This is a genomic window from Pseudomonas sp. BMS12, from assembly GCF_001592875.1.
Classification (GTDB): Bacteria; Pseudomonadota; Gammaproteobacteria; order Pseudomonadales; family Pseudomonadaceae; genus Aquipseudomonas.
In genome coordinates this window covers 84608-108016 of sequence record NZ_LSOF01000008.1, presented here as the reverse complement: position 1 = coordinate 108016, position 23409 = coordinate 84608, and the positions used below count along the sequence as shown (strand labels likewise).

The 23409-nt window shown below is 63.6% G+C and carries 21 protein-coding genes; all 21 read right to left on the bottom strand.

Annotated elements, in window-relative coordinates; translation table 11 throughout:
• Positions 1 to 4: 4 nt before the first annotated feature.
• The 21 genes from AYB31_RS09015 to AYB31_RS08915 all read right to left on the bottom strand — a co-directional run bounded on the left by AYB31_RS09015 (position 5) and on the right by AYB31_RS08915 (position 23408).
• Entirely contained in the window at positions 5 to 415 is a 411-nt protein-coding gene (locus tag AYB31_RS09015; RefSeq protein WP_068827861.1) for a hypothetical protein, read from the bottom strand.
• A 181-nt stretch (positions 416 to 596) separates the two neighbouring features.
• Positions 597 to 2075, bottom strand: coding sequence for an NADH-quinone oxidoreductase subunit NuoN (gene nuoN, locus AYB31_RS09010; RefSeq protein WP_068827860.1), 1479 nt, complete (start codon positions 2073 to 2075; stop codon positions 597 to 599).
• Between the two features lie 9 nt (positions 2076 to 2084).
• The gene (gene nuoM, locus AYB31_RS09005; RefSeq protein WP_068827858.1) at positions 2085 to 3614 is read right to left on the bottom strand and encodes an NADH-quinone oxidoreductase subunit M; all 1530 of its coding nucleotides are present in this window, start codon (positions 3612 to 3614) and stop codon (positions 2085 to 2087) included.
• Between the two features lie 13 nt (positions 3615 to 3627).
• On the bottom strand, positions 3628 to 5475 hold the full coding sequence (nuoL, locus tag AYB31_RS09000; RefSeq protein ID WP_068827857.1) for an NADH-quinone oxidoreductase subunit L: 1848 nt from the start codon (positions 5473 to 5475) through the stop codon (positions 3628 to 3630).
• Positions 5472 to 5780 carry an NADH-quinone oxidoreductase subunit NuoK gene (nuoK, locus tag AYB31_RS08995; protein ID WP_068827855.1) on the bottom strand — a complete coding sequence of 103 codons (309 nt, stop codon included), beginning with the start codon at positions 5778 to 5780 and terminating at the stop codon, positions 5472 to 5474. The genes nuoL and nuoK overlap by 4 nt, the downstream gene beginning before the upstream one ends.
• A complete protein-coding gene (gene nuoJ, locus AYB31_RS08990; protein ID WP_068827854.1) occupies positions 5777 to 6286 on the bottom strand; it encodes an NADH-quinone oxidoreductase subunit J in 510 nt (169 codons plus the stop codon). The genes nuoK and nuoJ overlap by 4 nt, the downstream gene beginning before the upstream one ends.
• 10 nt (positions 6287 to 6296) lie before the next feature.
• The gene (gene nuoI, locus AYB31_RS08985; RefSeq protein ID WP_068827852.1) at positions 6297 to 6845 is read right to left on the bottom strand and encodes an NADH-quinone oxidoreductase subunit NuoI; all 549 of its coding nucleotides are present in this window, start codon (positions 6843 to 6845) and stop codon (positions 6297 to 6299) included.
• Between the two features lie 11 nt (positions 6846 to 6856).
• Positions 6857 to 7849, bottom strand: a complete 993-nt coding sequence (gene nuoH, locus AYB31_RS08980) for an NADH-quinone oxidoreductase subunit NuoH (RefSeq protein ID WP_068827851.1) — start codon at positions 7847 to 7849, stop codon at positions 6857 to 6859.
• Positions 7846 to 10569 (bottom strand): NADH-quinone oxidoreductase subunit NuoG, encoded by a 2724-nt coding sequence (nuoG, locus tag AYB31_RS08975; protein WP_068827849.1) that lies wholly within the window; start codon positions 10567 to 10569, stop codon positions 7846 to 7848. Before nuoG ends, nuoH begins: the two co-directional genes overlap by 4 nt.
• An 89-nt stretch (positions 10570 to 10658) precedes the next feature.
• Positions 10659 to 12008: an NADH-quinone oxidoreductase subunit NuoF gene (nuoF, locus tag AYB31_RS08970; protein WP_068827848.1), complete on the bottom strand. Its 1350-nt coding sequence runs from the start codon at positions 12006 to 12008 to the stop codon at positions 10659 to 10661.
• Positions 12005 to 12505 carry an NADH-quinone oxidoreductase subunit NuoE gene (gene nuoE / locus AYB31_RS08965; RefSeq protein WP_068827846.1) on the bottom strand — a complete coding sequence of 167 codons (501 nt, stop codon included), beginning with the start codon at positions 12503 to 12505 and terminating at the stop codon, positions 12005 to 12007. Before nuoE ends, nuoF begins: the two co-directional genes overlap by 4 nt.
• 4 nt (positions 12506 to 12509) lie before the next feature.
• Complete coding sequence (nuoC, locus tag AYB31_RS08960; RefSeq protein WP_068827844.1) at positions 12510 to 14291, bottom strand: NADH-quinone oxidoreductase subunit C/D; 1782 nt, start codon at positions 14289 to 14291, stop codon at positions 12510 to 12512.
• Between the two features lie 55 nt (positions 14292 to 14346).
• Positions 14347 to 15024, bottom strand: a complete 678-nt coding sequence (locus AYB31_RS08955) for a NuoB/complex I 20 kDa subunit family protein (protein WP_068827842.1) — start codon at positions 15022 to 15024, stop codon at positions 14347 to 14349.
• Between the two features lie 10 nt (positions 15025 to 15034).
• On the bottom strand, positions 15035 to 15448 hold the full coding sequence (locus AYB31_RS08950) for an NADH-quinone oxidoreductase subunit A (protein WP_021700254.1): 414 nt from the start codon (positions 15446 to 15448) through the stop codon (positions 15035 to 15037).
• 450 nt (positions 15449 to 15898) lie between these two features.
• The gene (locus AYB31_RS08945) at positions 15899 to 17494 is read right to left on the bottom strand and encodes an isocitrate lyase (RefSeq protein WP_068827840.1); all 1596 of its coding nucleotides are present in this window, start codon (positions 17492 to 17494) and stop codon (positions 15899 to 15901) included.
• Between the two features lie 486 nt (positions 17495 to 17980).
• Complete coding sequence (locus tag AYB31_RS08940) at positions 17981 to 18790, bottom strand: secretin N-terminal domain-containing protein (protein WP_068827839.1); 810 nt, start codon at positions 18788 to 18790, stop codon at positions 17981 to 17983.
• Positions 18787 to 19419, bottom strand: coding sequence for a DUF7931 domain-containing protein (locus AYB31_RS08935; protein WP_068827838.1), 633 nt, complete (start codon positions 19417 to 19419; stop codon positions 18787 to 18789). The genes AYB31_RS08940 and AYB31_RS08935 overlap by 4 nt, the downstream gene beginning before the upstream one ends.
• Positions 19420 to 19428: 9 nt before the next feature.
• Positions 19429 to 19854: a GNAT family N-acetyltransferase gene (locus AYB31_RS08930; RefSeq protein WP_068827837.1), complete on the bottom strand. Its 426-nt coding sequence runs from the start codon at positions 19852 to 19854 to the stop codon at positions 19429 to 19431.
• Positions 19847 to 21013, bottom strand: a complete 1167-nt coding sequence (locus tag AYB31_RS08925) for a ribosomal protein uL16 3-hydroxylase (protein ID WP_068827835.1) — start codon at positions 21011 to 21013, stop codon at positions 19847 to 19849. The genes AYB31_RS08930 and AYB31_RS08925 overlap by 8 nt, the downstream gene beginning before the upstream one ends.
• A 78-nt stretch (positions 21014 to 21091) precedes the next feature.
• Complete coding sequence (gene purB / locus AYB31_RS08920; protein ID WP_068827833.1) at positions 21092 to 22462, bottom strand: adenylosuccinate lyase; 1371 nt, start codon at positions 22460 to 22462, stop codon at positions 21092 to 21094.
• A gap of 76 nt (positions 22463 to 22538) precedes the next feature.
• On the bottom strand, positions 22539 to 23408 hold the full coding sequence (locus AYB31_RS08915) for a DMT family transporter (protein WP_068827831.1): 870 nt from the start codon (positions 23406 to 23408) through the stop codon (positions 22539 to 22541).
• Position 23409: the final 1 nt, after the last annotated feature.

Genomic DNA, 23409 nt, shown 5'->3' with positions numbered 1-23409 from the left:
CGTTTCAGCCAGCGGCGGGGAACGGGCACGCTACGTCTGGGTCGATGATCCGCGCATTACGTTCTGCACGTTGGAGCAGTTGCTCGATCAGCAGCCGGTTGGCGAAGTGATACATCCTGGCGGAGCCGTTTCTGCTAAAGCCAACGCTGATGTAGTCGGTTGCCGCCGTGCGCCTTTCATGGCGGATAACCTGTTCTTCCGCAAGCTCGCTTTGCAGCAGCAGAGCAAAATCGAATGTGCCTTCGGCAATCGTGGCGCAAGGCCGCAACGTGCCAAAGCCTGCGTTGGCGGAACCATCAGGAAGGATGTTCAGGTAATCGCCCTCCGATTTCATGATGACAATCGCATCAGGCGGCACCGCCAGGCATGCCGGGGTGAACAGAACAAGTGCATAGGCAACCAGCTGCTTGCGCATTGTCACTCCAGTTGATTACGGGCTCATGCGCAGCCTAGCGCTTTTATATCGGCCGGAAACGCGGGGCCTGTTCTGCAGAGTCGCGCGACTAATGGAAAGGCGCTTCGCGCATCAAGATTCAACGGTAAACAGCCAATAAAAAACCCCGGTCCAGGCCGGGGTTCTATGGACTTCATTGGGCTCAGTGGGCGACTGCCACCAGGCCTGCCTGTTGTACCAGGTCCAGCAGGGGCTGGGGGTAAACGCCGAGGAAGAAGGCGAGCAGGGCGACTACCAGCAACATGATGCCGCCAGCGCGCTGGCCCCAGTTGAACGGGGCGTCGTGGCGGGTCAGGCCCGGCTCGACCATGAACAGGGTAACCATGACGCGCAGGTAGTAGAACACGCCGATGGCGCTGCCCAGCACCAGCGCGCCAAGCAGCCACCATTGCTGCGCCTGCACACCGGCGGCGACCACGTAGAACTTGCCGATAAAGCCCGCCGTCAGCGGAATGCCGGCCAGCGACAGCATCATCACGGTCAGCACTGCGGTCAGGTACGGGCGGCGCCAGAACAGACCACGGTACTCGAACAGGGCATCGGCATCGCGGCCGCTGTAGGGCGTGGACATCAGGGTGATCACGCCGAACGCGCCGAGGCTGGTCAGCACATAGGTGGCCAGGTACACGCCGATGGCCTCAACGGCCAGGCCCTTGCTGGCGATCAGGGCGATCAGCAGGTAGCCGAAGTGGGCGATGGACGAGTAACCCAGCAGGCGCTTGAGGTTGTTTTGCAGCAGCGCCAGCAGGTTGCCGAACAGGATCGAGGCAATCGCGATCGCCGTCAGCAGGCCCTCCAGCCAGCCGCCAGCGGCAACCGGGGCGATCTGGTACAGGCGCAGCAGCACGGCGAACACGGCGACCTTGCTGGCGGTGGCCAGGAAGGCGGCGACCGGGGCCGGGGCGCCTTCGTAGACGTCCGGTGTCCACAGGTGGAAGGGCACCAGCGACAGCTTGAAGGCCAGGCCGATCAGCATCATGCCGACGCCGATCTGGGCGATCAGGCTGGGCAGGCCATCGCTGGCCAGCTTGGCGCCGATACCGGCGAAGCTCAGGCTGCCGGACTCGGCGTAGAGCAGGGCCATGCCGAACAGCAGGAAGGCGGAGCCGGCGGCGGACAGAACCATGTACTTGATGCCGGCTTCCAGCGAGCGTTTGTTGAAGAAGGCGTAGGCGATCATGCCGTAGGTCGGTACCGACAGCAGTTCCAGGCCGATGAACAGGCCGGCCAGGTGCTGCGCGCTGACCAGTACCAGGCCGCCGGCGGCGGACAGCAGCATCAGCAGATACAGCTCCTCGCGGTTGCCGGGGTAGCCCTGGCGCCCGGACTCACCGCCAAGGTAGGCGTGGATCAGCGTGGTGCAGGCCAATGTCGCGGCCAGGACCAGCGCCATGTAGTAGCAGGCGAATTTGTCGATCAGCAGCAGCGGCGTGACCTGGATCGGCGTTACACCGAGGGCCGGGATCACCGACAGCAGCGCCAGGTTGAGGCCCAGCACCGAGAGGATGAAGGCCATGGCATGGTTGCGCTTCCAGGCGATGGCCAGCATCACCACAACGATAGTGGCGCTGGTGACCAGCAGCGGCAGCAGCGCGATGAAGTGTTGAGTCGTCAGTTCCATAGCGCGTGATTACCGGACCGAAGCGAGTTGAGTGAGGGCACCGCTGAACCACTGCTGCACGCCGTGCATGCTGGCAGCGGAGGTGTCGAGCACCGGTTGCGGGTAGACGCCGAGCAGGATCAGCAGCGCCGCCAGGCCGAGCACCATGTACAGCTCGCGGGCTTTCATAGGCTGCAGCGGCTCGCTGGACTTGGCCGGACCGAAGTAGGCGCGGTGGATCATCGCCAGCGAGTACACCGAACCCAGTACCAGGCCACAGGCGGCCAGCACCACGATCCAAGGTGCGACCGGGAAGCTGCCGATCAGGATCAGGAACTCGCCGATGAAGTTGCCGGTGCCTGGCAAGCCAAGCGCAGCGGCGGCGAAGAACAGGCTGATACCTGGCAGCCACGGCAGGCGCGCCCAGATACCGCCCATCTCGCGCATGTCGCGGGTGTGCAGGCGCTCGTAGAGCTGGCCGCAGAGGATGAACAGCGCCGCGGCGGACAGACCGTGGGCCATCATCTGCACCACCGCGCCCTGCAGGGCGATCTGGCTGCCGGAGTAGATCGCGATCAGCACGAAGCCCATGTGCGAGACGCTGGAGTAGGCCACCAGGCGCTTGATGTCGGTCTGCGCGAACGACAGGAAGGCGCCGTAGGCGATGGCGAACACGCCGAGCCACATGGCGATCGGCGCGAACTCGGCCGAGGCATTGGGGAACAGCGGCAGGGCGAAGCGCATCAGGCCGTAGGCGGCGGTCTTCAGCAGGATGCCGGCCAGGTCCACGGAGCCGGCGGTCGGCGCCTGGGCGTGGGCATCCGGCAGCCAGGAGTGCACCGGCACCACCGGGAACTTCACGGCGAAGGCGGCGAAGAAGCCGAGCATCAGCAGGTACTCGGTACGCGGCGCCAGCTCGGTCTTCAGCAGGTCGGCGTAGTTGAAGGTGAACACGCCGGTCTGGCTGTAGTGCACGAATACCAGCGCGAGGATCGCCACCAGCATGATCAGGCCGCTGGCCTGGGTGTAGATGAAGAACTTGGTGGCGGCATTGATGCGGGTGTTGCCCTTGCTGCCGCTATGACCCCAGAGCGCGATGAGGAAGTACATCGGCACCAGCATCATTTCCCAGAAGAAGAAGAACAGGAACAGGTCGACGGCGAGGAACACGCCGACCACGCCGCCGAGAATCCACATCAGGTTGAGGTGGAAGAAGCCGACGCGGTTCTGGATCTCGTTCCACGAGCACAGCACCGAGAGCACGCCGAGCAGGCCGGTGAGGGCGACCATCAGTACCGACAGGCCGTCCATCGCCAGGTGGATGGTGATGCCCAGACGCGGAATCCAGTCGGCCTTGAACTCGTGGGCCCAGACCGGATCGGCGCCCGGTTGCGGGGCCAGGCTGAAGTCGCCGCTGGCCCACAGCCACAGGCCGAGGCCGAACAGCAGGCCCATGGTGATCAGGGCGATCCAGCGCGGCAGGACGTTGCCGAAACGTTCACCTTGCCAGCAAAGCAGGCCGCCGATGAAGGGAATCAGGATTAGCCAGGGGAGAATCATCAGGCTGTTTTCCTTAACTCAGAAAGAGGATGGCGGCGAGCACCAGCACGGCGCCCCCGGCGATCGAAGCGGCATACCAGCGCACCTGGCCGGTTTCGCTGCGCACCAGCGCGGCGTTGCCGCCACGGGCCAGCGTAGGGATCAGACCGATGCTGCGGTCGATCGGGTCGCGACCGAGCAGGCGGCAGATCAGCAGGTACGGCTGAACGAAAAGCTTGTCGTAGAGCCAGTCGAAGCCCCAGGCGGCGAACCACCAGGCCGACAGGAAGCGGCCCGGTGCGCTGGCGGCCACGGCGCTGACGAAGCGGCGCTGGCCGAGGAACAGCAGGGCGGCGAGCAGAATACCGGCCAGGGCGATGGCGCCCGAAGCGATCTCCAAGCTGTGCTTGGCCTCGCCACCGGCGTGGCCGATGCTCTGCGGCAGCACCCCGGCCAGTGGCGGAGTGATCAGCGCGCCGACGAAGGTTGACAGCACGATCAGGGTGGCCAACGGCAGGTTGTGGGCCAGGCCGTGACCGGCGTGAGCCTCGGTCTTCTGCTCGCCGTGGAAGGCGATGAAGATCAGGCGGAAGGTGTAGATGGAGGTCAGGAAGGCACCGGCCAGGCCGGCGTAAAGCAGTTCGCTGTGGCCACTGGCGAAGGCTTCCCAGAGGATCTCGTCCTTGGAGTAGAAGCCGGCGGTGACCAGCGGCAGCGCGGCCAGGGCAGCACCACCGACCACGAAGCTGGCGTAGGCCAGTGGCAGCTTCTTCCACAGACCGCCCATCTTGAAGATGTTCTGCTCGTGGTGGCAGGCATGGATCACCGCACCGGAGGCAAGGAACAGCAGGGCCTTGAAGAAGGCGTGGGTCATCAGGTGGAAGATCGCCGCGTCCCAGGCCTGCACGCCGAGGGCGAGGAACATGTAGCCAATCTGGCTCATGGTCGAATAGGCGAGGATGCGCTTGATGTCGGTCTGCACCAGGGCGGCGAAACCGGCCAGCACCAGGGTTACGGCGCCGACGATGCCGACCAGTTCGAGGATGTCCGGGGTCAGCAGGAACAGGCCGTGGGTACGGGCGATCAGGTACACGCCGGCGGTGACCATGGTCGCCGCGTGGATCAGCGCGGAGACCGGAGTCGGGCCGGCCATGGCGTCGGCCAGCCAGGTCTGCAGCGGCAGCTGGGCGGATTTACCGACCGCACCGCCGAGCAGCATCAGGGTGGCGATCCACAGCCAGCTGTCACCGGCCACGTACTTTTGCGGCGCCAGCACCATCAGCTCCTGGATGTTCAGGGTGCCGAGGTTGAGGAACAGGATGAACAGGCCGATCATCAGGAACACGTCACCGATACGGGTGACGATGAAGGCCTTGAGCGCCGCGTTACCGTTGGGCACGTGCTTGTAGTAGAAACCGATCAGCAGGTACGAGCACAGGCCCACGCCTTCCCAGCCGAAGAACAGCACCAGCAGGTTGTCGCCCAGCACCAGCAGCAACATGCTGAAGATGAACAGGTTGGTGTAGGCGAAGAAGCGCGAGTAGCCCTCTTCACCGCGCATGTACCAGCTGGCGAACAGGTGGATCAGGAAGCCCACGCCGGTGACCACGCCGAGCATGGTGGCCGACAGACCGTCCAGGTGCAGGGTGAAGCTCGGCGCCAGACCGGCGACGTTCATCCACTGCCACAGGGTTTGGCTGTAGACCGCGCCGGCTGGCAGCTGGAGGAACTGCAGCACCACCCATGCGGCGCTCAGCGCGGCCAGGCCGACCGAGCCGACGCCGATCAGGGCGGCGGTATTTTCCGAAATACGCCCGCGGGAGAAGGCCAGCAGGAACCAGCCGAGCAGCGGGAGGAGCAGGGTAAGGAATAGAAGGTTCATCCGCGCATCTCGCTGGCAGCGTCGACATCGAGGGTGTTGAAGCGGCGATACAGCTGCAACAGGATCGCCAGGCCGATACTGGCCTCGGCGGCTGCCAGGGTGATCACCAGAATGAACATCACCTGGCCATCGGCTTGCACCCAGCGGCTGCCGGCGACGACGAAGGCGAGGGCGGTGGCGTTCATCATCACTTCCAGGCTCATCAGCACGAAGAGGATGTTGCGACGCACCATCAGACCGATCAGGCCCAGGCTGAACAGCACGGCGGCCAGGGCTAGGCCGTGTTCCATGGGAATGGCATTCATGCGGTGGGCTCCTTGGCGTCGTGGCGGCCCAGGTGGTAGGCGGCAACCAGCGCTGCCAGCAGCAGCATGGAGGCCAGCTCGACGACCAGCAGGTAAGGGCCGAACAGGCTGATGCCGACGGCCTTGGCATCGACGGTTTCCAGGCCGATGGCCGCGCCGCTCGGGCTGGCGAACAGGCCATACAGCAACTGCGCCAGCAGCAGGGCAGAAAGAATGGCAGGGCCGGTCCAGATGCCAGGAGTCAGCCATTTTCTTTCCTGCTCCACGGCCTCCTGACCGAGGTTGAGCATCATCACCACGAAGACGAACAGCACCATGATGGCGCCGGCGTAGACGATGATCTCCAGGGCACCGGCGAACGGTGCGCCAAGGGCGAAGAAAGTCGAGGCCACGGCCAGTAGGGAAACGATCAGGTTGAGCAGGGCATGTACCGGGTTGGTCCCGGTGATGACCATCACTGTAGAGGCCACGGCAACGCCCGCGGCGAGGTAGAACGCAAATTCCATCATCCTCTCCTTAGGGCAGCAGGCCTTTGACGTTGATCGGTTCGGCTTCATTCTGCGCGGCGCCTTTCGGCTTGCCGGCGATGGCCATGCCGGCGACGCGGTAGAAGTTGTAGTCCGGGTTCTTGCCCGGGCCGCTGATCAGCAGGTCTTCCTTCTCGTACACCAGATCCTGGCGCTTGAACTCGCCCATCTCGAAGTCTGGGGTGAGCTGGATCGCGGTGGTCGGGCAGGCTTCCTCGCACAGGCCGCAGAAGATGCAGCGCGAGAAGTTGATGCGGAAGAACTCCGGGTACCAGCGGCCGTCGTCGGTCTCGGCCTTCTGCAGCGAGATGCAGCCGACCGGGCAGGCCACGGCGCACAGGTTGCACGCCACGCAGCGCTCTTCGCCGTCGGGATCGCGGGTCAGCACGATGCGGCCACGGTAGCGCGGCGGCAGGTACACCGGCTCTTCCGGGTATTGCAGGGTGTCGCGCTTGCGGAAGCCATGGCTGAAGACCATGACCAGACTGCGCAATTGGGTCCAGGTGCCATGCACCACGTCCCAGATGTACTTGAACATGTGTTTTCTCCTTACTGGGCCGCGGCCAGCACGAGCGCGCCGGTCACCAGCAGGTTGATCAGGGTCAGCGGCAGGCAGAACTTCCAGCTGAACGCCATGACCTGGTCATACCGCGGGCGCGGAATCGACGCGCGCAGCAGGATGAAGATCATGATGAAGAAGCAGGTCTTCAGGGCGAACCAGATGAAGGGGATCTGCGGCAGGATACCGAACGGGCCGTGCCAGCCACCGAAGAACAGGGTCACCAGCAGCGCCGAGATGGTCACGATGCCGATGTACTCGCCGACGAAGAACATGCCCCATTTCATGCCGGCATATTCGATGTGATAACCGTCGGCCAGCTCCTGTTCCGCTTCCGGCTGGTCGAACGGGTGACGGTGAGTCACGGCGACGCCAGCGATGAAGAAAGTACAGAAGCCGAAGAACTGCGGAATGATGAACCACAGGTTCTGCGCCTGGTAATCGACGATGTCGCGCATGTTGAACGAGCCGACCTGCGCCACCACACCCATCAATGCCAGGGCCAGGAACACCTCGTAGGACACGGTCTGCGCCGAGGCACGCAGAGCGCCGAGCAGGGCGAACTTGTTGGCGCTGGCCCAGCCGGCGAACAGCACGGCATACACCGACAGGCCGGCCATGGCGAAGAAGAACAGGATGCCGATGTTCAGATCCGCCACGCCCCAGGTCGGGGTCACCGGAATGATGGCGAAGGCCATCAGCATGGCGGCGAAGGCGATCATCGGCGCGATGATGAAGATGAACTTGTCAGCGAACGGCGGCGTCCAGTCTTCCTTGAAGAACATCTTCAGCATGTCCGCAGCGATCTGGAACATGCCGAACGGGCCCACGCGGTTGGGGCCGTAGCGGTCCTGCCACCAGCCCAGCAGGCGGCGTTCGACGAAGCTCAGCAGCGCACCGCAGACCACCACCACCAGCAGGATGACGATGGCCTTGAGGACGGCGATGAAGACGTCGATCAGTTCGGGCGTCAGCCAGCTCATTGCGCGGCCTCCTGGGTTCCTACAACACCGAGAGCGGTCGCGGTCGCGCCGGCGATGGCCGCCGGAATGCCGGCGAAGCCGGCCGGCAGGCCGACCAGGCCGAGAGCCAGGTCTTCGCTGACTTTTACCGGCAGGCGCAGGGCCTCACCATTGACGGTGAGGCTGATCAGCGCACCGTCATTGACGCCCAGGCGCTCGGCCTCGGCCTTGGCCAGGGTGACGTAGGCGGGCTGGATGCGCTCCTGTACCGGAGCTGCGCGGGAGGAGTTCTCCTCGCTGCCGAACAGGTGGTGGAACGGCACGACCTGCCAGGTTCCCTGGGCCGGGGCGAAGGCGCTCGGTACGGCGAACCAGGCCAGGGTCTTGCCCTGGGACTCGATCAGACGCACGCCCGGATCACCGGCACGGAGATGACCACCGACCTCGTCCTGGAACTTGTTCCAGGCTTGCGGCGAGTTCCAGCCCGGCGACCAGGCGAACGGAATCTGCTGACGGTCTTCCTTGCTGCCCGAATAGCCTTCCATGGAGAAGGCGAAGGCGGAGTCCTGGTCCTGCGGCTGGCGCGGCTCGTGCACGCTGATGTTGGCGCGCATGGCGGTGCGGCCGCTGTAACGCAGCGGCTCACGTGCCAGCTTCAGGCCCTTGATGCGGAACGAAGCGCTCGGCGCGGCGTCCTTGATGCCAGCCAGCACACTGCTGCTGGCGGCGACGGCTTCGGTGACCTGGTCCAGCTGGGTCCAGTCCACGGCCTTGCCCTGCAGGGTGCTGTGCAGCGCGTGCATCCAGCGCCAGCCCTCGCGGACGAGGATGTTGCTGTCGTAGTAGCTCGGTTCGAACACCTGGAAGAAGCGCTGGGCGCGGCCTTCCTGGCTGACCAGGGTGCCATCGCCTTCGGCGAAGCTGGCGGCGGACAGCACCAGGTGGGCCTTGGCGGTAGTGGCGGTCTGCTGATGGTCGGCGACGATCACCGCCTTGGCGGCGGCGAGGGCGGTATCGACCTTGGCAGCATCGGCGCGGCGGTACAGGTCGTTTTCCAGCACGATCACGGTGTCGGCTTGGCCGGAGGTCAGAGCGTCCAGCGCGGCGTCTACCGATTCGCCACCAAACAGGGCCAGGCCCATGCTGTTGGCTTCCGGCACCACCAGGCTGATGGAGGCGTTCTTCTCGCGGTTCTTCAGGGCCTGGGCAATGTTGGCCGCAGCCTCGACGATGCTCTTCTCGCCCAGCGAGGCGCCGCTGACGATCAGCGGGCGCTTGCCGGCCAGCAGGGCGTCGGCGATCAGCTGCACCAGCTCCATGGCCTCATCGTCCAGGCCGGTGACGGCCGGGGCGCTCGGGTCGATGGCATGGGCCACGGCGAAGCCGATACGCGCCAGGTCGGCGGGAGCGGCATGCACGCAGGCTTCGGCCACGTCGTCCAGACGGGTGGCGTCGACGCTGGCGATGAACAGTGGATTGAGCGCGTCCTGGGCGACGTTCTGCACGGCGGCCATGTGCCAGTCCTGGATCTTCATCGAGGCGGCGATTTCGGTGGCCTTGCCCTTGACCGACTGGCGCAGGGCCAGGGCGATGCGCGCGGCGGTCTGGGTCAGATCTTCACCGAGGACGAACACGGCGTCGTGGTCCTCGATCTCGCGGATCGACGGCACCGGCAGCGGGCCGTTCTGCAGCACGTCGCGGATCAGGCGGATGTTGGCCAGTTCGCTGGCGGCGATGCCGCTGTAGAAGTTGGCTTCGCCGACCAGCTCGCGCAGGGCGTAGTTGCCCTCCAGGCTGGCGCGCGGCGAGCCGATGCCGATCACGCGCTTGCCCTTGAGCAGCTCGGCGGCCTTGTCCAGCGCGGCGTCGATGCCCAGCTTCTGGCTACCCAGCAGCGGCTGGCGCGGGCGGTCTTCGCGGTTGGTGTAGCCGTAGCCGAAGCGGCCGCGGTCACACAGGAAGTAGTGGTTCACTGAGCCGTTGAAGCGGTTCTCGATGCGGCGGATCTCGCCGTAGCGTTCACCGGGGCTGATGTTGCAGCCGCTGGAGCAGCCATGGCAGATGCTCGGGGCGAACTGCATGTCCCACTTGCGGTTGTAGCGCTCTGAGTGGGTCTTGTCGGTGAACACGCCAGTCGGGCAGACCTCGGTGAGGTTGCCGGAGAACTCGCTCTCCAGTACGCCGTCTTCGACGCGGCCGAAGTACACGTTGTCGTGCGCGCCGTAGACGCCGAGGTCGGTTCCGCCGGCGTAGTCCTTGTAGTAGCGCACACAGCGGTAGCAGGCGATGCAGCGGTTCATCTCGTGGGAGATAAATGGGCCGAGCTGCTGGTTCTGGTGGGTACGCTTGGTGAAGCGGTACCGGCGCTGGTTGTGGCCGGTCATCACCGTCATGTCCTGCAGGTGGCAGTGACCGCCTTCCTCGCATACCGGGCAGTCGTGCGGGTGGTTGGTCATCAGCCACTCGACGACGCTGGCCCGGAAGGCCTTGGACTCTTCGTCGTCGATGCTGATCCAGGTGTTATCGGTCGCCGGCGTCATGCAGGACATGACGATACGACCGCGCGTGTCGTTCTCGTCGGTGTACTGCTTGACCGCGCACTGGCGGCAGGCGCCGACGCTACCGAGCGCCGGGTGCCAGCAGAAGTAGGGGATGTCGAGCCCGAGGGACAGACAGGCCTGCAGCAGGTTGTCCGCCCCATCGACTTCGAAATCTTTGCCGTCTACGTGGATAGTGGCCATGGTTTCTTGGTTTCTTCTTTCACCCGCCGAAACGGGCTTGGCTAATGGAATCACGGTTGCGTTGCGGCCGCGGCCGCAGCGCGAATGCTTCAGGCCGGCGCGAACTGCACCGACGGTGCCGGGGTGGCCGAGCTGGATACACCAGCCTCGAACTCCGGACGGAAATACTTGATGGCACTGCCCAGCGGCTCGACGGCACCCGGTGCGTGGGCGCAGAAGGTCTTGCCGGGGCCGAGGAAGTTGACCAGACCGAGCAGGGTGTCGATGTCCTGCTGGGTGCCTTGTTTGTTTTCCAGGGCGCGGAGGATCTTCACACTCCACGGCAGGCCGTCGCGGCACGGGGTGCACCAGCCGCAGGACTCGCGGGCGAAGAACTCTTCCATGTTGCGCAGCAGCGAGACCATGTTGACCGAGTCGTCCACGGCCAGGGCCAGGCCGGTACCCATACGGGTGCCGACCTTGGCGATACCGCCGGCGAACATGGCCGCATCCAGGTGCTCGGGCAGCAGGAAGCCGGTGCCGGCGCCGCCGGGCTGCCAGCATTTCAGCTTGTAGCCGTCACGCATGCCTCCGGCGTAGTCCTCGAACAGCTCGCGGGCTGGAATACCGAACGGCAGTTCCCACAGGCCGGGGTTCTTCACCTTGCCGGAGAAGCCCATCAGCTTGGTGCCCATGTCTTCGCTGCCCGGGCGGGCCAGGGTCTTGTACCAGTCGACGCCGTTGGCGACGATCGCCGGCACGTTGCACAGGGTCTCGACGTTGTTCACGCAGGTCGGCTTGCCCCACACGCCGACGGCGGCGGGGAAGGGCGGCTTGGAGCGCGGGTTGGCGCGGCGACCTTCGAGGGAGTTGATCAGCGCGGTTTCTTCACCGCAGATGTAGCGACCGGCGCCGGTGTGGACGAACAGCTCGAAGTCGAAGCCGCTGCCGAGGATGTTCTTGCCCAGCAGGCCGGCGGCCTTGGCTTCATCGATGGCACGATTGAGGTTGGCTGCGGCGTCGACGTATTCGCCACGCAGGAAGATGTAGCCGCGATAGGCCTTGAGCGCGCGCGCGGAGATCAGCATGCCTTCCACCAACAGGTGCGGCAGCTGCTCCATGAGCATGCGGTCCTTCCAGGTGTTCGGCTCCATTTCGTCCGCGTTGCACAGCAGGTAGCGGATGTTCATGGATTCGTCGGCGGGCATCAGGCCCCACTTCACGCCGGTGGGGAAGCCCGCACCGCCGCGGCCCTTGAGGCCGGAGTCCTTGACTGTCTGCACGATGTCGGCCTGAGCCATTTCGCTCAGGGCCTTGCGCGCGGCGGCGTAGCCGTTCTTCGCCTGGTATTCCTCGAGCCATACCGGCTGGGCGTCGTCACGCAGCCGCCAGGTCAGCGGATGGGTCTCTTCGCTACGAGCGATGCTGTTGATCGGACCTACGGAAGTCAGCGTCTTCATGCGTAGTTCTCCAGCAGCTGGGCGATGCCGTTGGCATCGAGGTTGCCGTAGGTGTCGTCGTCGATCATCACCGCTGGGGCCTTGTCGCAGTTACCCAGGCAGCACACCGGCAGCAGGGTGAAACGGCCGTCGGCGGTGGTCTGGCCGGGGGCGATGCCCAACTTGTCCTTGAGGCTGCCGAGCAGGTTCTCATGGCCGCCGATGAAGCAGGTCATGCTGTCGCACACGCGGATCACGTGGCGGCCGACCGGCACACGGAAGATCTGGCTGTAGAAGGTGGCTACACCTTCGACGTCGCTGGCGGGGATGCCGAGGATGTCGGCGATGGCGTAGATGGCGCCGTCCGGCACCCAGCCACGCTGCTTCTGCACGATCTTCAGGGCTTCGATGGACGCCGCGCGCGGATCCTCGTAGTGGTGCATTTCGTGTTCGATGGCGTCGTACTCGGCCTGGCTGAGTTCGAAGCGGTCGGTTTGGATCAGGTCAGTCTGGCTCATGTGATTAACGGTCCACGTCGGCCATAACGAAGTCGATGCTACCCAGGTAGGCGATCAGGTCCGCGATCATGCTGCCGCGGATCACCGAAGGGATCTGCTGCAGGTGCGGGAAGCTGGGCGTCCGGATGCGCGTGCGGTAGCTCATGGTGCTGCCGTCGCTCGTCAGGTAATAGCTGTTGATGCCCTTGGTCGCCTCGATCATCTGGAAGCTTTCGTTGGCCGGCATGACCGGGCCCCACGAGACTTGCAGGAAGTGGGTGATCAGGGTCTCGATGTGCTGCAGGGTGCGCTCTTTCGGCGGCGGCGTGGTCAGCGGGTGATCCGCCTTGTATGGGCCTTCCGGCATGTTGCGCAGGCACTGGTCGATGATGCGGATGCTCTGGCGCATCTCCTCGACGCGGACCATGCAGCGGTCATAGGCGTCACCGTTGTGGGCCAGCGGTACTTCGAAGTCGAAGTTCTGGTAGCCGGAGTACGGACGCGCCTTGCGCAGGTCGAAGTCCAGGCCGGTGGAGCGCAGGCCGGCACCGGTGACGCCCCATTCCAGCGCTTCCTTGGTGTTGTACTGGGCCACGCCCTTGGTACGGCCGATCAGGATGCTGTTCTTCAGCGCGGCCTTGGTGTACTCGTCGAGGCGCTTGGGCAGCCAGTCGACGAACTCCTTGACCAGCTTGTCCCAGCCGCGCGGCAGATCGTGGGCGACGCCACCGATGCGGTACCAGGCCGGATGCAGGCGGAAACCGGTGATGGCCTCGATCACCTTGTAGGCGCGCTGGCGGTCGGTGAAGGTGAAGAACACCGGGGTCATGGCGCCGACGTCCTGGATATAGGTGCCCAGGAACAGCAGGTGGCTGGTGATACGGAAGAACTCGGCCAGCATTACGCGGATGAAGTCGACGCGGTCCGGTACCTTGATGCCGGCCAGCTTCTCGACCGACAGCACGTAGGGCAGGTTGTTCATCACCCCGCCGAGGTAGTCGATACGGTCGGTGTAGGGGATGAAGCTGTGCCAGGACTGGCGTTCGGCCATCTTCTCGGCGCCACGGTGGTGGTAACCGATGTCCGGAACGCAGTCGATGATCTCTTCGCCGTCCAGCTGCAGGATGATGCGGAAGGCACCGTGAGCGGACGGGTGGTTCGGGCCGAGGTTGAGGAACATGTAGTCCTCGTGCTCGCCCTGGCGCTTCATACCCCAGTCTTCCGGCTTGAAGCGCGCGGCTTCTTCTTCCAGCTGCTGTTTGGCCAGGGTCAGGCTGAAGGGGTCGAATTCGGTGGCGCGCGCCGGGTAATCCTTGCGCAGCGGGTGACCTTCCCAGGTCGGCGGCATCATGATGCGGGTCAGGTGCGGGTGGCCCTGGAAGGTGATGCCGTACAGGTCCCAGACCTCACGCTCGTACCAGTTGGCGTTGGGCCAGATGCCGGTGACGGTAGGGACATTGAGGTCGCCTTCTTTCAGCGCGACTTTGATCATGATGTCGCTGTTACGCTCGATCGACATCAGGTGATAGAACACGGTGAAGTCGGCGCCCGGCAGGCCGCGGCGTTGGGTGCGCAGGCGCTCGTCGACGGCACTCAGGTCGTACAGCATGACGTAGGGGCGCGGCAGGTTGCGCAGGAAGGTCAGCACGTTGATCAGGCGATCACGGGCAACCCACAGTACCGGCATGCCGGTACGGGTGCTCTGGACGGTGAAGGTCTCGGCACCAAATCGGGAGTTCAGCTCGACGACCACGTCCTGGTCATCGGCCTTGTACGGTGGAACGGACAGAATGCTGTCTGCAGTCATGGTCTCGGTCGCTATCGGCGGTGTACGGCGTCAGTGAGCGGGCGGGTATGCCGGTTCACACTTCGTCGGGGCTGCGCAGGTTGGTTACAGCGATGCGTTCGGCACGGCGCTGCTCTTTCTGCGACGGCATTTCGGCGCGATAAACGCCTTGATCGCCGACGACCCAGGACAGCGGGCGGCGCTCCTTGCCGATGGACTCCTGCAGTAGCATCAATCCTTGCAGAAAGGCTTCGGGGCGCGGCGGGCAGCCGGGAATGTAGACGTCCACGGGGAGGAACTTGTCGACCCCCTGAACCACAGAATAGATGTCATACATGCCGCCGGAGTTGGCGCACGAGCCCATCGAGATGACCCACTTGGGCTCCAGCATCTGCTCGTACAGGCGCTGGATGATGGGGGCCATCTTGATGAAGCAGGTGCCGGCGATGACCATGAAGTCGGCCTGGCGCGGTGAGGCACGAATGACTTCGGCGCCGAAGCGAGCGATGTCGTGCGGCGCCGTGAAGGCCGTGGTCATTTCCACGTAGCAGCAGGACAGGCCGAAGTTGTACGGCCACAGGGAGTTCTTGCGACCCCAGTTCACCGCACCGTTGAGAACATCTTCAAGCTTGCCCATGAAGATGTTCTTGTGGACCTGATCTTCCAGCAGCGGGTCGGCTACGGTCTCCCGCGAGCCGATCGGATACTGCTCGTTCGGCGCATCCGGATCGATCCGAGTAAGTTTGTATTGCATCGCCAAAGCCTCATTGTTTTAGCTTCGCCTGCCGATTACGACGGCCTTCGGGTGCCCAGTCGAGCGCACCGATACGCCAAAGATAGACAAGACCTGCCAACAGAATTGCTATGAAAACTGTAGCTTCGATCAGGCCGGCCCAGCCGCTTTCGCGTACCGAGACAGCCCAAGCGAAGAGAAAGAGGGCTTCAACGTCGAAGATCACGAAGAGCATCGCGACCAGATAGAACTTTGCCGAGAGACGCAGGCGGGCACTGCCCACGGGCAACATGCCGGATTCGAAGGGGTCATTCTTGCTGCGGCCCCAGGCTTTGCTGCCCAGCAGACTGGACAGGCCGAGCATGAAGGCGATGAGTCCGAAGACCCCGAGCAGGAATACAGCGAAAGCCCAGTTATGGGACATGGTCGTTACCGCATCAGGCATGCCGGTTCTCCTTGGGGAAGGGACGGCTTCTTTTAATGTTCGCTGCAGCCTCTGCGGGCTGCATCGAGGAGTAGTGTGGACGCGATTTTATGCCTGCGGGGCCATGTAAGTAAATTTTTCCGAATAAAAAAATGAACGCATAAGCGCCACTTCGTCCCGGATGAAAACCGCAAGGCTGCATGACGTCACCTCTGGCTTGGGCTTTAGGCGCGTGACCAGTACGTCATGGTGACTAAAACGCTATTTAATGGCGCTTTTTTGAAAGTCACTGTCGAGAATTGTTTACAGCGACTGCTCTATTGATGCGTTCATGGAGCAGACTGTTTCAAGTAGCGCGTCAATTGCGGTGGCTGATTTTCTTATTGATATCTATAGATGCGACAAAGCCCCGGCATTGCTGCCGGGGCTTTGTCTGATAACACCTGCGGCGAGCCGCAGAGCCGGTTCCTATTAGTGGAACTGGTTCATGGTGTTGTCTTTACCGCTTGCCTTCAGAGCAGCTTCGCCAGCGAAGTACTCTTTGTGGTTGTCGCCGATGTCGGAGCCGGCCATGTTCTGGTGCTTGACGCAGGCGATACCCTGGCGCAGTTCCTGGCGCTGAACGCCTTTCACGTAGGCCAGCATGCCCTGGTCGGCGAAGTAGCCTTTGGCCAGGTTGTCGGTCGACAGAGCGGCGGTGTGGTAGGTCGGCAGGGTGATCAGGTGGTGGAAGATACCAGCCTGAGCGGAACCGTCGCGCTGGAAGGTACGGATCTTCTCGTCAGCAACCTGGGCCAGTTCGGTCTCGTCGTACTCGACGCTCATCAGTTTGGCGCGGTCGTAGGCGGAAACGTCCTTGCCTTCGGCAGCGAACGCGTCGAATACCTGCTGGCGGAAGTTCAGGGTCCAGTTGAAGGACGGGCTGTTGTTGTACACCAGCTTGGCATTCGGGATGACTTCGCGGATGCGATCAACCATACCCTTGATCTGGCCAACGTGCGGCTTCTCGGTTTCGATCCACAGCATGTCGGCGCCGTTCTGCAGGCTGGTGATGCAGTCCAGTACGCAGCGGTCTTCACCAGTGCCCTTGCGGAACTGGAACAGGTTGGACGGCAGACGCTTCGGACGCAGCAGCTTGCCTTCGCGCTTGATCACGACGTCGCCGTTGCCCAGTTCGGCTTCGGAGATTTCGTCGCAGTCCAGGAAGGAGTTGTACAGGTCGCCCAGGTCGCCCGGCTCTTTGGTGACGGCGATCTGCTTGGTCAGGCCAGCGCCCAGGGAGTCGGTACGAGCAACGATCACGCCGTTGTCGATGCCCAGTTCCAGGAAGGCGTAGCGAACGGCAGCGATCTTGGCGAGGAAGTCGGCGTGCGGAACGGTCACTTTACCGTCCTGGTGGCCACACTGCTTCTCGTCGGATACCTGGTTTTCGATCTGGATGCAGCAAGCACCAGCTTCGATCATGCGCTTGGCCAGCAGGTAGGTGGCTTCCGGGTTACCGAAGCCGGCATCGATGTCGGCGATGATCGGTACGATGTGGGTCTCGTAGTTGTCGATCTGCGACTGGATTTCAGCAGCCTTGGCGCTGTCGCCAGCTTCGCGAGCGGCGTCCAGGGCGGTGAACAGCAGGTCCAGTTCGCGGCTGTCAGCCTGGCGAAGGAAGGTGTACAGCTCTTCGATCAGGTCGGAGACGGCGGTCTTCTCGTGCATCGACTGGTCCGGCAGCGGGCCGAAGTCGGAGCGCAGAGCAGCAACCATCCAGCCGGACAGGTAGAGGTAGCGCTTGTTGGTGGTCTTCAGGTGCTTCTTGATCGAAATCAGCTTCTGCTGACCGATGAAGCCGTGCCAGCAGCCCAGGGATTGGGTGTAGACGGACGAGTCGGCGTCGTACTCGGCCATGTCCTTGCGCATGATGTCAGCGGTGTACTGGGCGATTTCCAGACCGGTCTTGAAGCGGTTCTGGGCGCGCATGCGGGCCACGGACTCCGGGTTGATAGCGCTCCAGCTGCTGCCGGCGGCTTCTTTCAGGGCGGCAACGGCTTTGATGTCGTTTTGATAAGCTGACATGGTCAATCCTTCAAAGTATGAGTTTGGTTGAGCACCGACTTCCCACCCAAAACCAACGTGCAAAAAAGCTTGCAGTGTTGCGGGCGACACAGGGCGAAACTTCGAGATATTGACGGAGCGAGAGCGCAGCGGAGGGGGAGGAGAGGACGAAACAAGTCAGTCCGTTGCTCGGATGTCTGCGGCTTGCCGGCTCGTGGATGCCGTTGGGCGATGCAGAATCTGGTCAGGCGGTCTGGCTGATAACGCTTAGGCTTCCCCGTCCCTCAGGACAACTTTCGTTCCAGTCGCAACCTCGTTGAAACGCCTTGTGGGCTGTTAGAACACGGACCGGCCCGAATGGTGTTACGGGAGCAGTCTGGAGGCTCTTATTCAGAGCCCCTGGCTAGCGGGAGCGGGGCCATGATGCGCTTTCAAACGGGCGTTCGTCAAACGTTTTGTAGTGTCTTTTCGTCGCAACTACATAATTCGCCGACAAGCTGTCAGGCCTCAGTCCAGGGCCTCTACCTTGATACGCATGCTCATGTCGTTGGCGCCGCGGGTGGAATGACGGCGGAGGACGTCAGAGTCGTTGCCTTGGCTCTGTTCGCTGACGCCGCCCAGATTGATCCATTCGCCGAGCCGGCCGCTGACTCGCGTATCGGTGCTCTGTACATCGATCACACCAGGTTGATAGCGGTTTACCCGATCATTGTTGCTGCTGATGCTGACATGCACGATATCGCCGGTCAGGCTGGCCGTTACGTAGAAGCCCTGGGTGACATTGCGGTACTGGGTGTTCTGGTAGACCTGGCCGTAAGGACCGACGCTGGTGCTGGTCAGTGGCACGCTCTGACCGACCTGGATCAGCGCCGGATAGCCTTCGGTAGCCTGTATCTGCTGGGTGCCACCGCTGCGACTGTCCGTGGAGCGGCGGATGATGCGGGCCTGGTCGCGGCCATGAACTTCGCCGCGGCCGACTATCACTTCGGCGTTGCCGGCGCTGATGCTGCCGTCGACCGAGTAGCCGTCACTGTCGCGATAGCCGCTCTCGCTGGTGTCTACGCTGATAAGCAGGCGCCTTGGGGCGGTATCCATCTGTTGCAGCAGGTCGCGAATTTCCCGGATCTTCTCTGGGCTGGCGTTGACCACCAGCTGGTTGCCGTAGGGGCTGACCTTGCCTTGGCCATCCAGCACCGAGTTGACGATGGGCAGGACATCCTCGGCGGTTCGGTAGTTGAGCTGGATCAGTTCGGTGGCAGCCTGCAAGGGCAGGCTGGCGGCAAGCAGCAGGGCGAGCAGGCAGGTGCGCAGGGTCATAACAGGAAACTCCGCAAGTCGGGGTCGAGGATGCTGATGTCCCAGGCCTGGTCGAATTGTGCCTGGCGTTGGCGGACGCGGCCTGGGTCGTTGTACAGGGCGTAACCGCCATATTGCTCTGGAATTTCGCGCAGCAGCAGGCCGCGATCATCGGCCAGCAGGTAGGCGCTCTCGTCGCTGGGATGATCGGGGTTGATGCGGCGAATATGCAGGTTGCTGGTGATGCGTCGAGCCAGATTGAGCAGGCGATGGCCTTGTCTGACCGGCTTGCCGACATCGCGTAGGAGGATGCGCAGCCGATTCTTCGGGTTGGCCAGTAGCAGTCGAGTGCAGGCGTCTTGCACGCTGCTGTGGTTGTACAGCCAGGACTCCAGGTCGGGGCTGTACAGGCACAGGCTGTTGCGGGCCTGTAGTAGCAGCGCCAGGGCGTGGGCCTGAGCCTGCTCCGGGCGGGTGAAGCGCTCGAGGTCGGGGTGACTGCCTAGCTTGAAGGGTGCCGGCTCACGCGCTTCGGCGATTATGCCGGGCTCGGTTTGCGGGTTGTGCACAGTAAAACGCCCCGGCGACTGGAAATCGATGGCCGGAAGATCGGGATCGTTCTTGTCGTGCGGGGCGTTTTCTTCGCTCATCTCGTCGTCCTAGTCGCTATGGCGCACCATCAGCACATGGGGAATGCCGGCTTCGAGGTACTCGTCGCCTTCGATGCTGAAACCCAGGCGTTCATAGAAGGCGGCGGCATGTACCTGGGCGCTGAGCTTCTGTACCCGCTGGCCGCGTTGTTCCGCGGCCTCGATGGCGGCTTGCATCAGCGCATCGCCGACCTTGAGGCCACGCCAGTCCTTGAGTACCGAGACCCGGCCGATCTGGCCGTCGGCCAGCAGGCGCGCGGTGCCGATCGGATAGTCGCCTTCGCAGGCGAGGAAGTGCATGGCTTCGCCATCCTCGTCATCCCATTCCAGTTCTGCCGGTACGGCCTGCTCGGCGATAAATACCGCCTCGCGAATGCGCCGTAGCTCGGCGTTGTCCTTCTGCCAGTGGGCCAGGCGGACGTGAATCTCACTCATCAGCAAACTCCAGACTGCCTTGCTGGACCAGTTCACGCACCAGTGTACGCCCGTCCTCGTCTGCCAACCAAGGCGCGAGGTTGTCGCTGTGCAGTGCATCGGCGGCGCAGATCAGGCGCAGCAGTTCCTTCAGGTGCGCCGGCAGCAGCCGGCTCTGGCCGCTGGCGAACAGCACCAGGCCGACGTCAATCTCGCTCCAGGCCAGGCGGGCGCTGGGGTTGCGGATCAGTACGGCACCATCCTGCAGGGTGTCGAGGAAGTCCTGCTCCTCGATTTCCGGGCCGGCAACCAGTTCGGGGTAGCGCGGTTCGGTCATGAACTGACCGAACCAGGTCAGCAGCAGGCGCTCGTCGCTCATGTGCTCGGTGAGCAGGGCTTTCAGGCGGTCGAGTGCGTCCTGCTGGATCTGATGCGGATCGCTGGTCGGCGCCATGCCGGCATCGCTGTAGCGCTCTTCGTCCGGCAGGAACTGGGCGAGGAAGTCGGTGAAATGGGTCAGTACCTCGGCGGCGCTCGGCGCGCGGAAACCGACCGAGTAGGTCAGGCAGTCATTCTCGGCGATGCCATAGTGGGCCAGGCGCGGCGGCAGGTAGAGCATGTCGCCGGGCTCCAGCACCCACTCGTCGGTCTGCTCGAAGTCGGCCAGGATGCGCAGGTCGGCATGCGGCAGCAGGGCGCTATTGGCATCGCACATTTGGCCGATCTTCCAGCGGCGCTGGCCCTCGGCCTGTAGGAGGAACACGTCATAATTGTCGAAATGCGGGCCGACACTGCCGCCCGGCGCGGCGAAGCTGATCATCAGGTCGTCGATGCGCCAGCTGGGCAGGAAGCCGAAGTCTTTGAGCACCTCGGCCACTTCCGGGACGAACTGGTCGACGGCCTGTACCAGCAGTGTCCAGTCGCGCTCCGGTAGCTGGCTGAAGGCATCCTCGGCGAACGGGCCGCGGCGCAGTTCCCAGGGGCGCTCGCCATGCTCCAGCACCAGGCGCGACTCCACTTCTTCTTCTAGGGCTAGGCCGGCCAGCTCGTCGGCGCTGATCGGGCTCTCGAAGTCGGGAATGGCCTGGCGGATGAGCAGCGGTTTTTTCTGCCAGTAGTCGCGCAGGAACTCGCGCGGGCTCAGGCCGCCCAGCAGTTGCAGGGGAGTATCAGGATTCATTGGTAAGCCCTTGAAAGAGGTGAAAAGGCTAAAACAAAAACGCCCGGCTCAGCCGGGCGTTCACAAGGCTGGTGCCGGTCAGACGCGCTTGGCCTGGGCGACGGCGTTGCCGATGTAGTTGGCCGGAGTCAGCTGCTTGAGCTCCTCCTTGGCGGCGGCCGGCATGTCCAGGCCATCGATGAAGGCGAGCAGCGCTTCGGGGCTGATGCCCTTGCCGCGTGTCAGCTCCTTGAGCTTCTCGTAGGGGTTCTCGATGGCGTAGCGGCGCATCACGGTCTGGATCGGCTCGGCCAGGACTTCCCAGCATGCGTCCAGGTCGGCGGCGATGCGGGCTTCGTTCAGCTCCAGCTTGCCGATGCCCTTGAGGCTGGCTTCGTAGGCGATGACGCTATGGGCGAAGCCGACGCCGAGGTTGCGCAGCACGGTGGAGTCGGTCAGGTCGCGCTGCCAGCGGGAGATCGGCAGCTTGCTGGCCAGGTGCTGGAAGATCGCGTTGGCGATGCCGAGGTTGCCTTCGGAGTTCTCGAAGTCGATCGGGTTGACCTTGTGCGGCATGGTCGAGGAGCCGATCTCGCCGGCCACGGTCTTCTGCTTGAAGTAGCCGAGGGAGATGTAGCCCCAGATGTCGCGGTCGAAGTCGATGAGGATGGTGTTGAAGCGGGCAATGGCGTCGAACAGCTCGGCGATGTAATCGTGCGGTTCGATCTGCGTGGTGTAGGGATTGAACTGCAGGCCCAGGTCACCTTCGATGAACTGCTTGGCGTTGGCTTCCCAGTCGATCTGCGGGTAGGCCGACAGGTGAGCGTTGTAGTTGCCCACGGCGCCGTTGATCTTGCCCAGCAGTGGCACGGCGGCGACCTGAGCGATCTGGCGCTCCAGGCGGTAGACGACGTTGGCCAGTTCCTTGCCCAGGGTAGTCGGCGAGGCCGGCTGGCCGTGGGTGCGCGACAGCATCGGCACGTCGGCGAACTTGACGGCCAGCTCGCGGATCGCGCTGGCGATCTGCTTCATCAGCGGCAGCAGTACACCGTCGCGGCCTTCGCGCAGCATCAGGGCGTGGGACAGGTTGTTGATGTCCTCGCTGGTGCAGGCGAAGTGGATGAATTCGCTGACCTCGGCCAGTTCCGGCAGCTTGGCGGCCTGCTCCTTGAGCAGGTATTCCACGGCCTTGACGTCGTGGTTGGTGGTGCGCTCGATCTCTTTCACGCGCTCGGCGTGTTCGACGGCGAAGTTCTCGGCCAGCTCGTTGAGCAGTGCGTTGGCTTCGGCGGAGAAAGGCGCCACTTCGGCGACGCCTTCATGGGCGGCCAGGCGTTGCAGCCAACGCACTTCGACCATCACGCGGAAACGGATCAGACCGTATTCGCTGAAAATCGGGCGCAGGGCGCTGGTTTTGCCGGCGTAGCGGCCATCGACGGGGGAAACCGCGGTGAGCGAGGAGAGCTGCATGGGAGGCGTTCTCGGACAGGTCGGTCAACGAAAAGGGCGCGTATTGTACATGAATTCGCTCGCGTGGCCGTTCCGGTTAGCGGGCCACCGGGCGGCGCGCGATGGACAGCAGGCTGGAAGCGAAGATCAGCGCTGCGCCGATGAGTGAAGTGAGGTCCGGCATCTCGCTCCAGCGCAGCCAGGCGATGAGGCCGGCGAAGACGATGGCGAGATAGGCAAAGGGGCCGATCAGGCCGGGTGGCGCAAGGCCGTAGGCCTTGGACATGATGATCTGGCTGATGGTGGCGAGCAGGCCGATCACCAGCAGCATGCCGAGTTGGTGCTGGCTCAGTGGCTGCCAGGCCCAGGTCAGTGGTACTGCGGAAATCAGGGCGCTGAACAGGGAGAAGTAGAAAACGATACGAAAGGCCGGCTCGGTATCGCTCATCTCGCGGATGGAGACGAATGCGAAGGCGGCCAGGATGCTGGCTGCCAGGCCGATCAGGGCCTGGCTGTCGAGCAGGGCCTGGCTGGGCTTGGCCACCAACAGCACGCCAATCAGGCCGATACCGGTGGTGAGCAGCATGCGTTTGGTTAGTGGTTCCTTGAGCAGCCACCAGGCCAGTACCGGGGTGAATACCGGCGCGGAGTAGGTGAACAGCATGGCGTCGGCCAGCGGTAGGTGGGCGATGGCGTAGAAGAAACAGTACATGGCTGCCAGGCCATAAGCGGTGCGCCACATGTGCGCTTGCAGGCGCTCGGTCCTGAGTGGGCGGGGGCCTTTGATCAGCAGGAGTGGCAGGAAAAACAGCACGCCTACCAGGTTGCGGAAGAACACGACGGATTCGTTGTTGACCCCGCTGGAAATCTCGCGAATGCCCACGCCCATCAGCGAAAACAGCAGGGCGGACAGTGCCAGGAGCAGGGCGCCCTGAATTGGCTTCACGCTACGCCTTGGCAGGTCCACG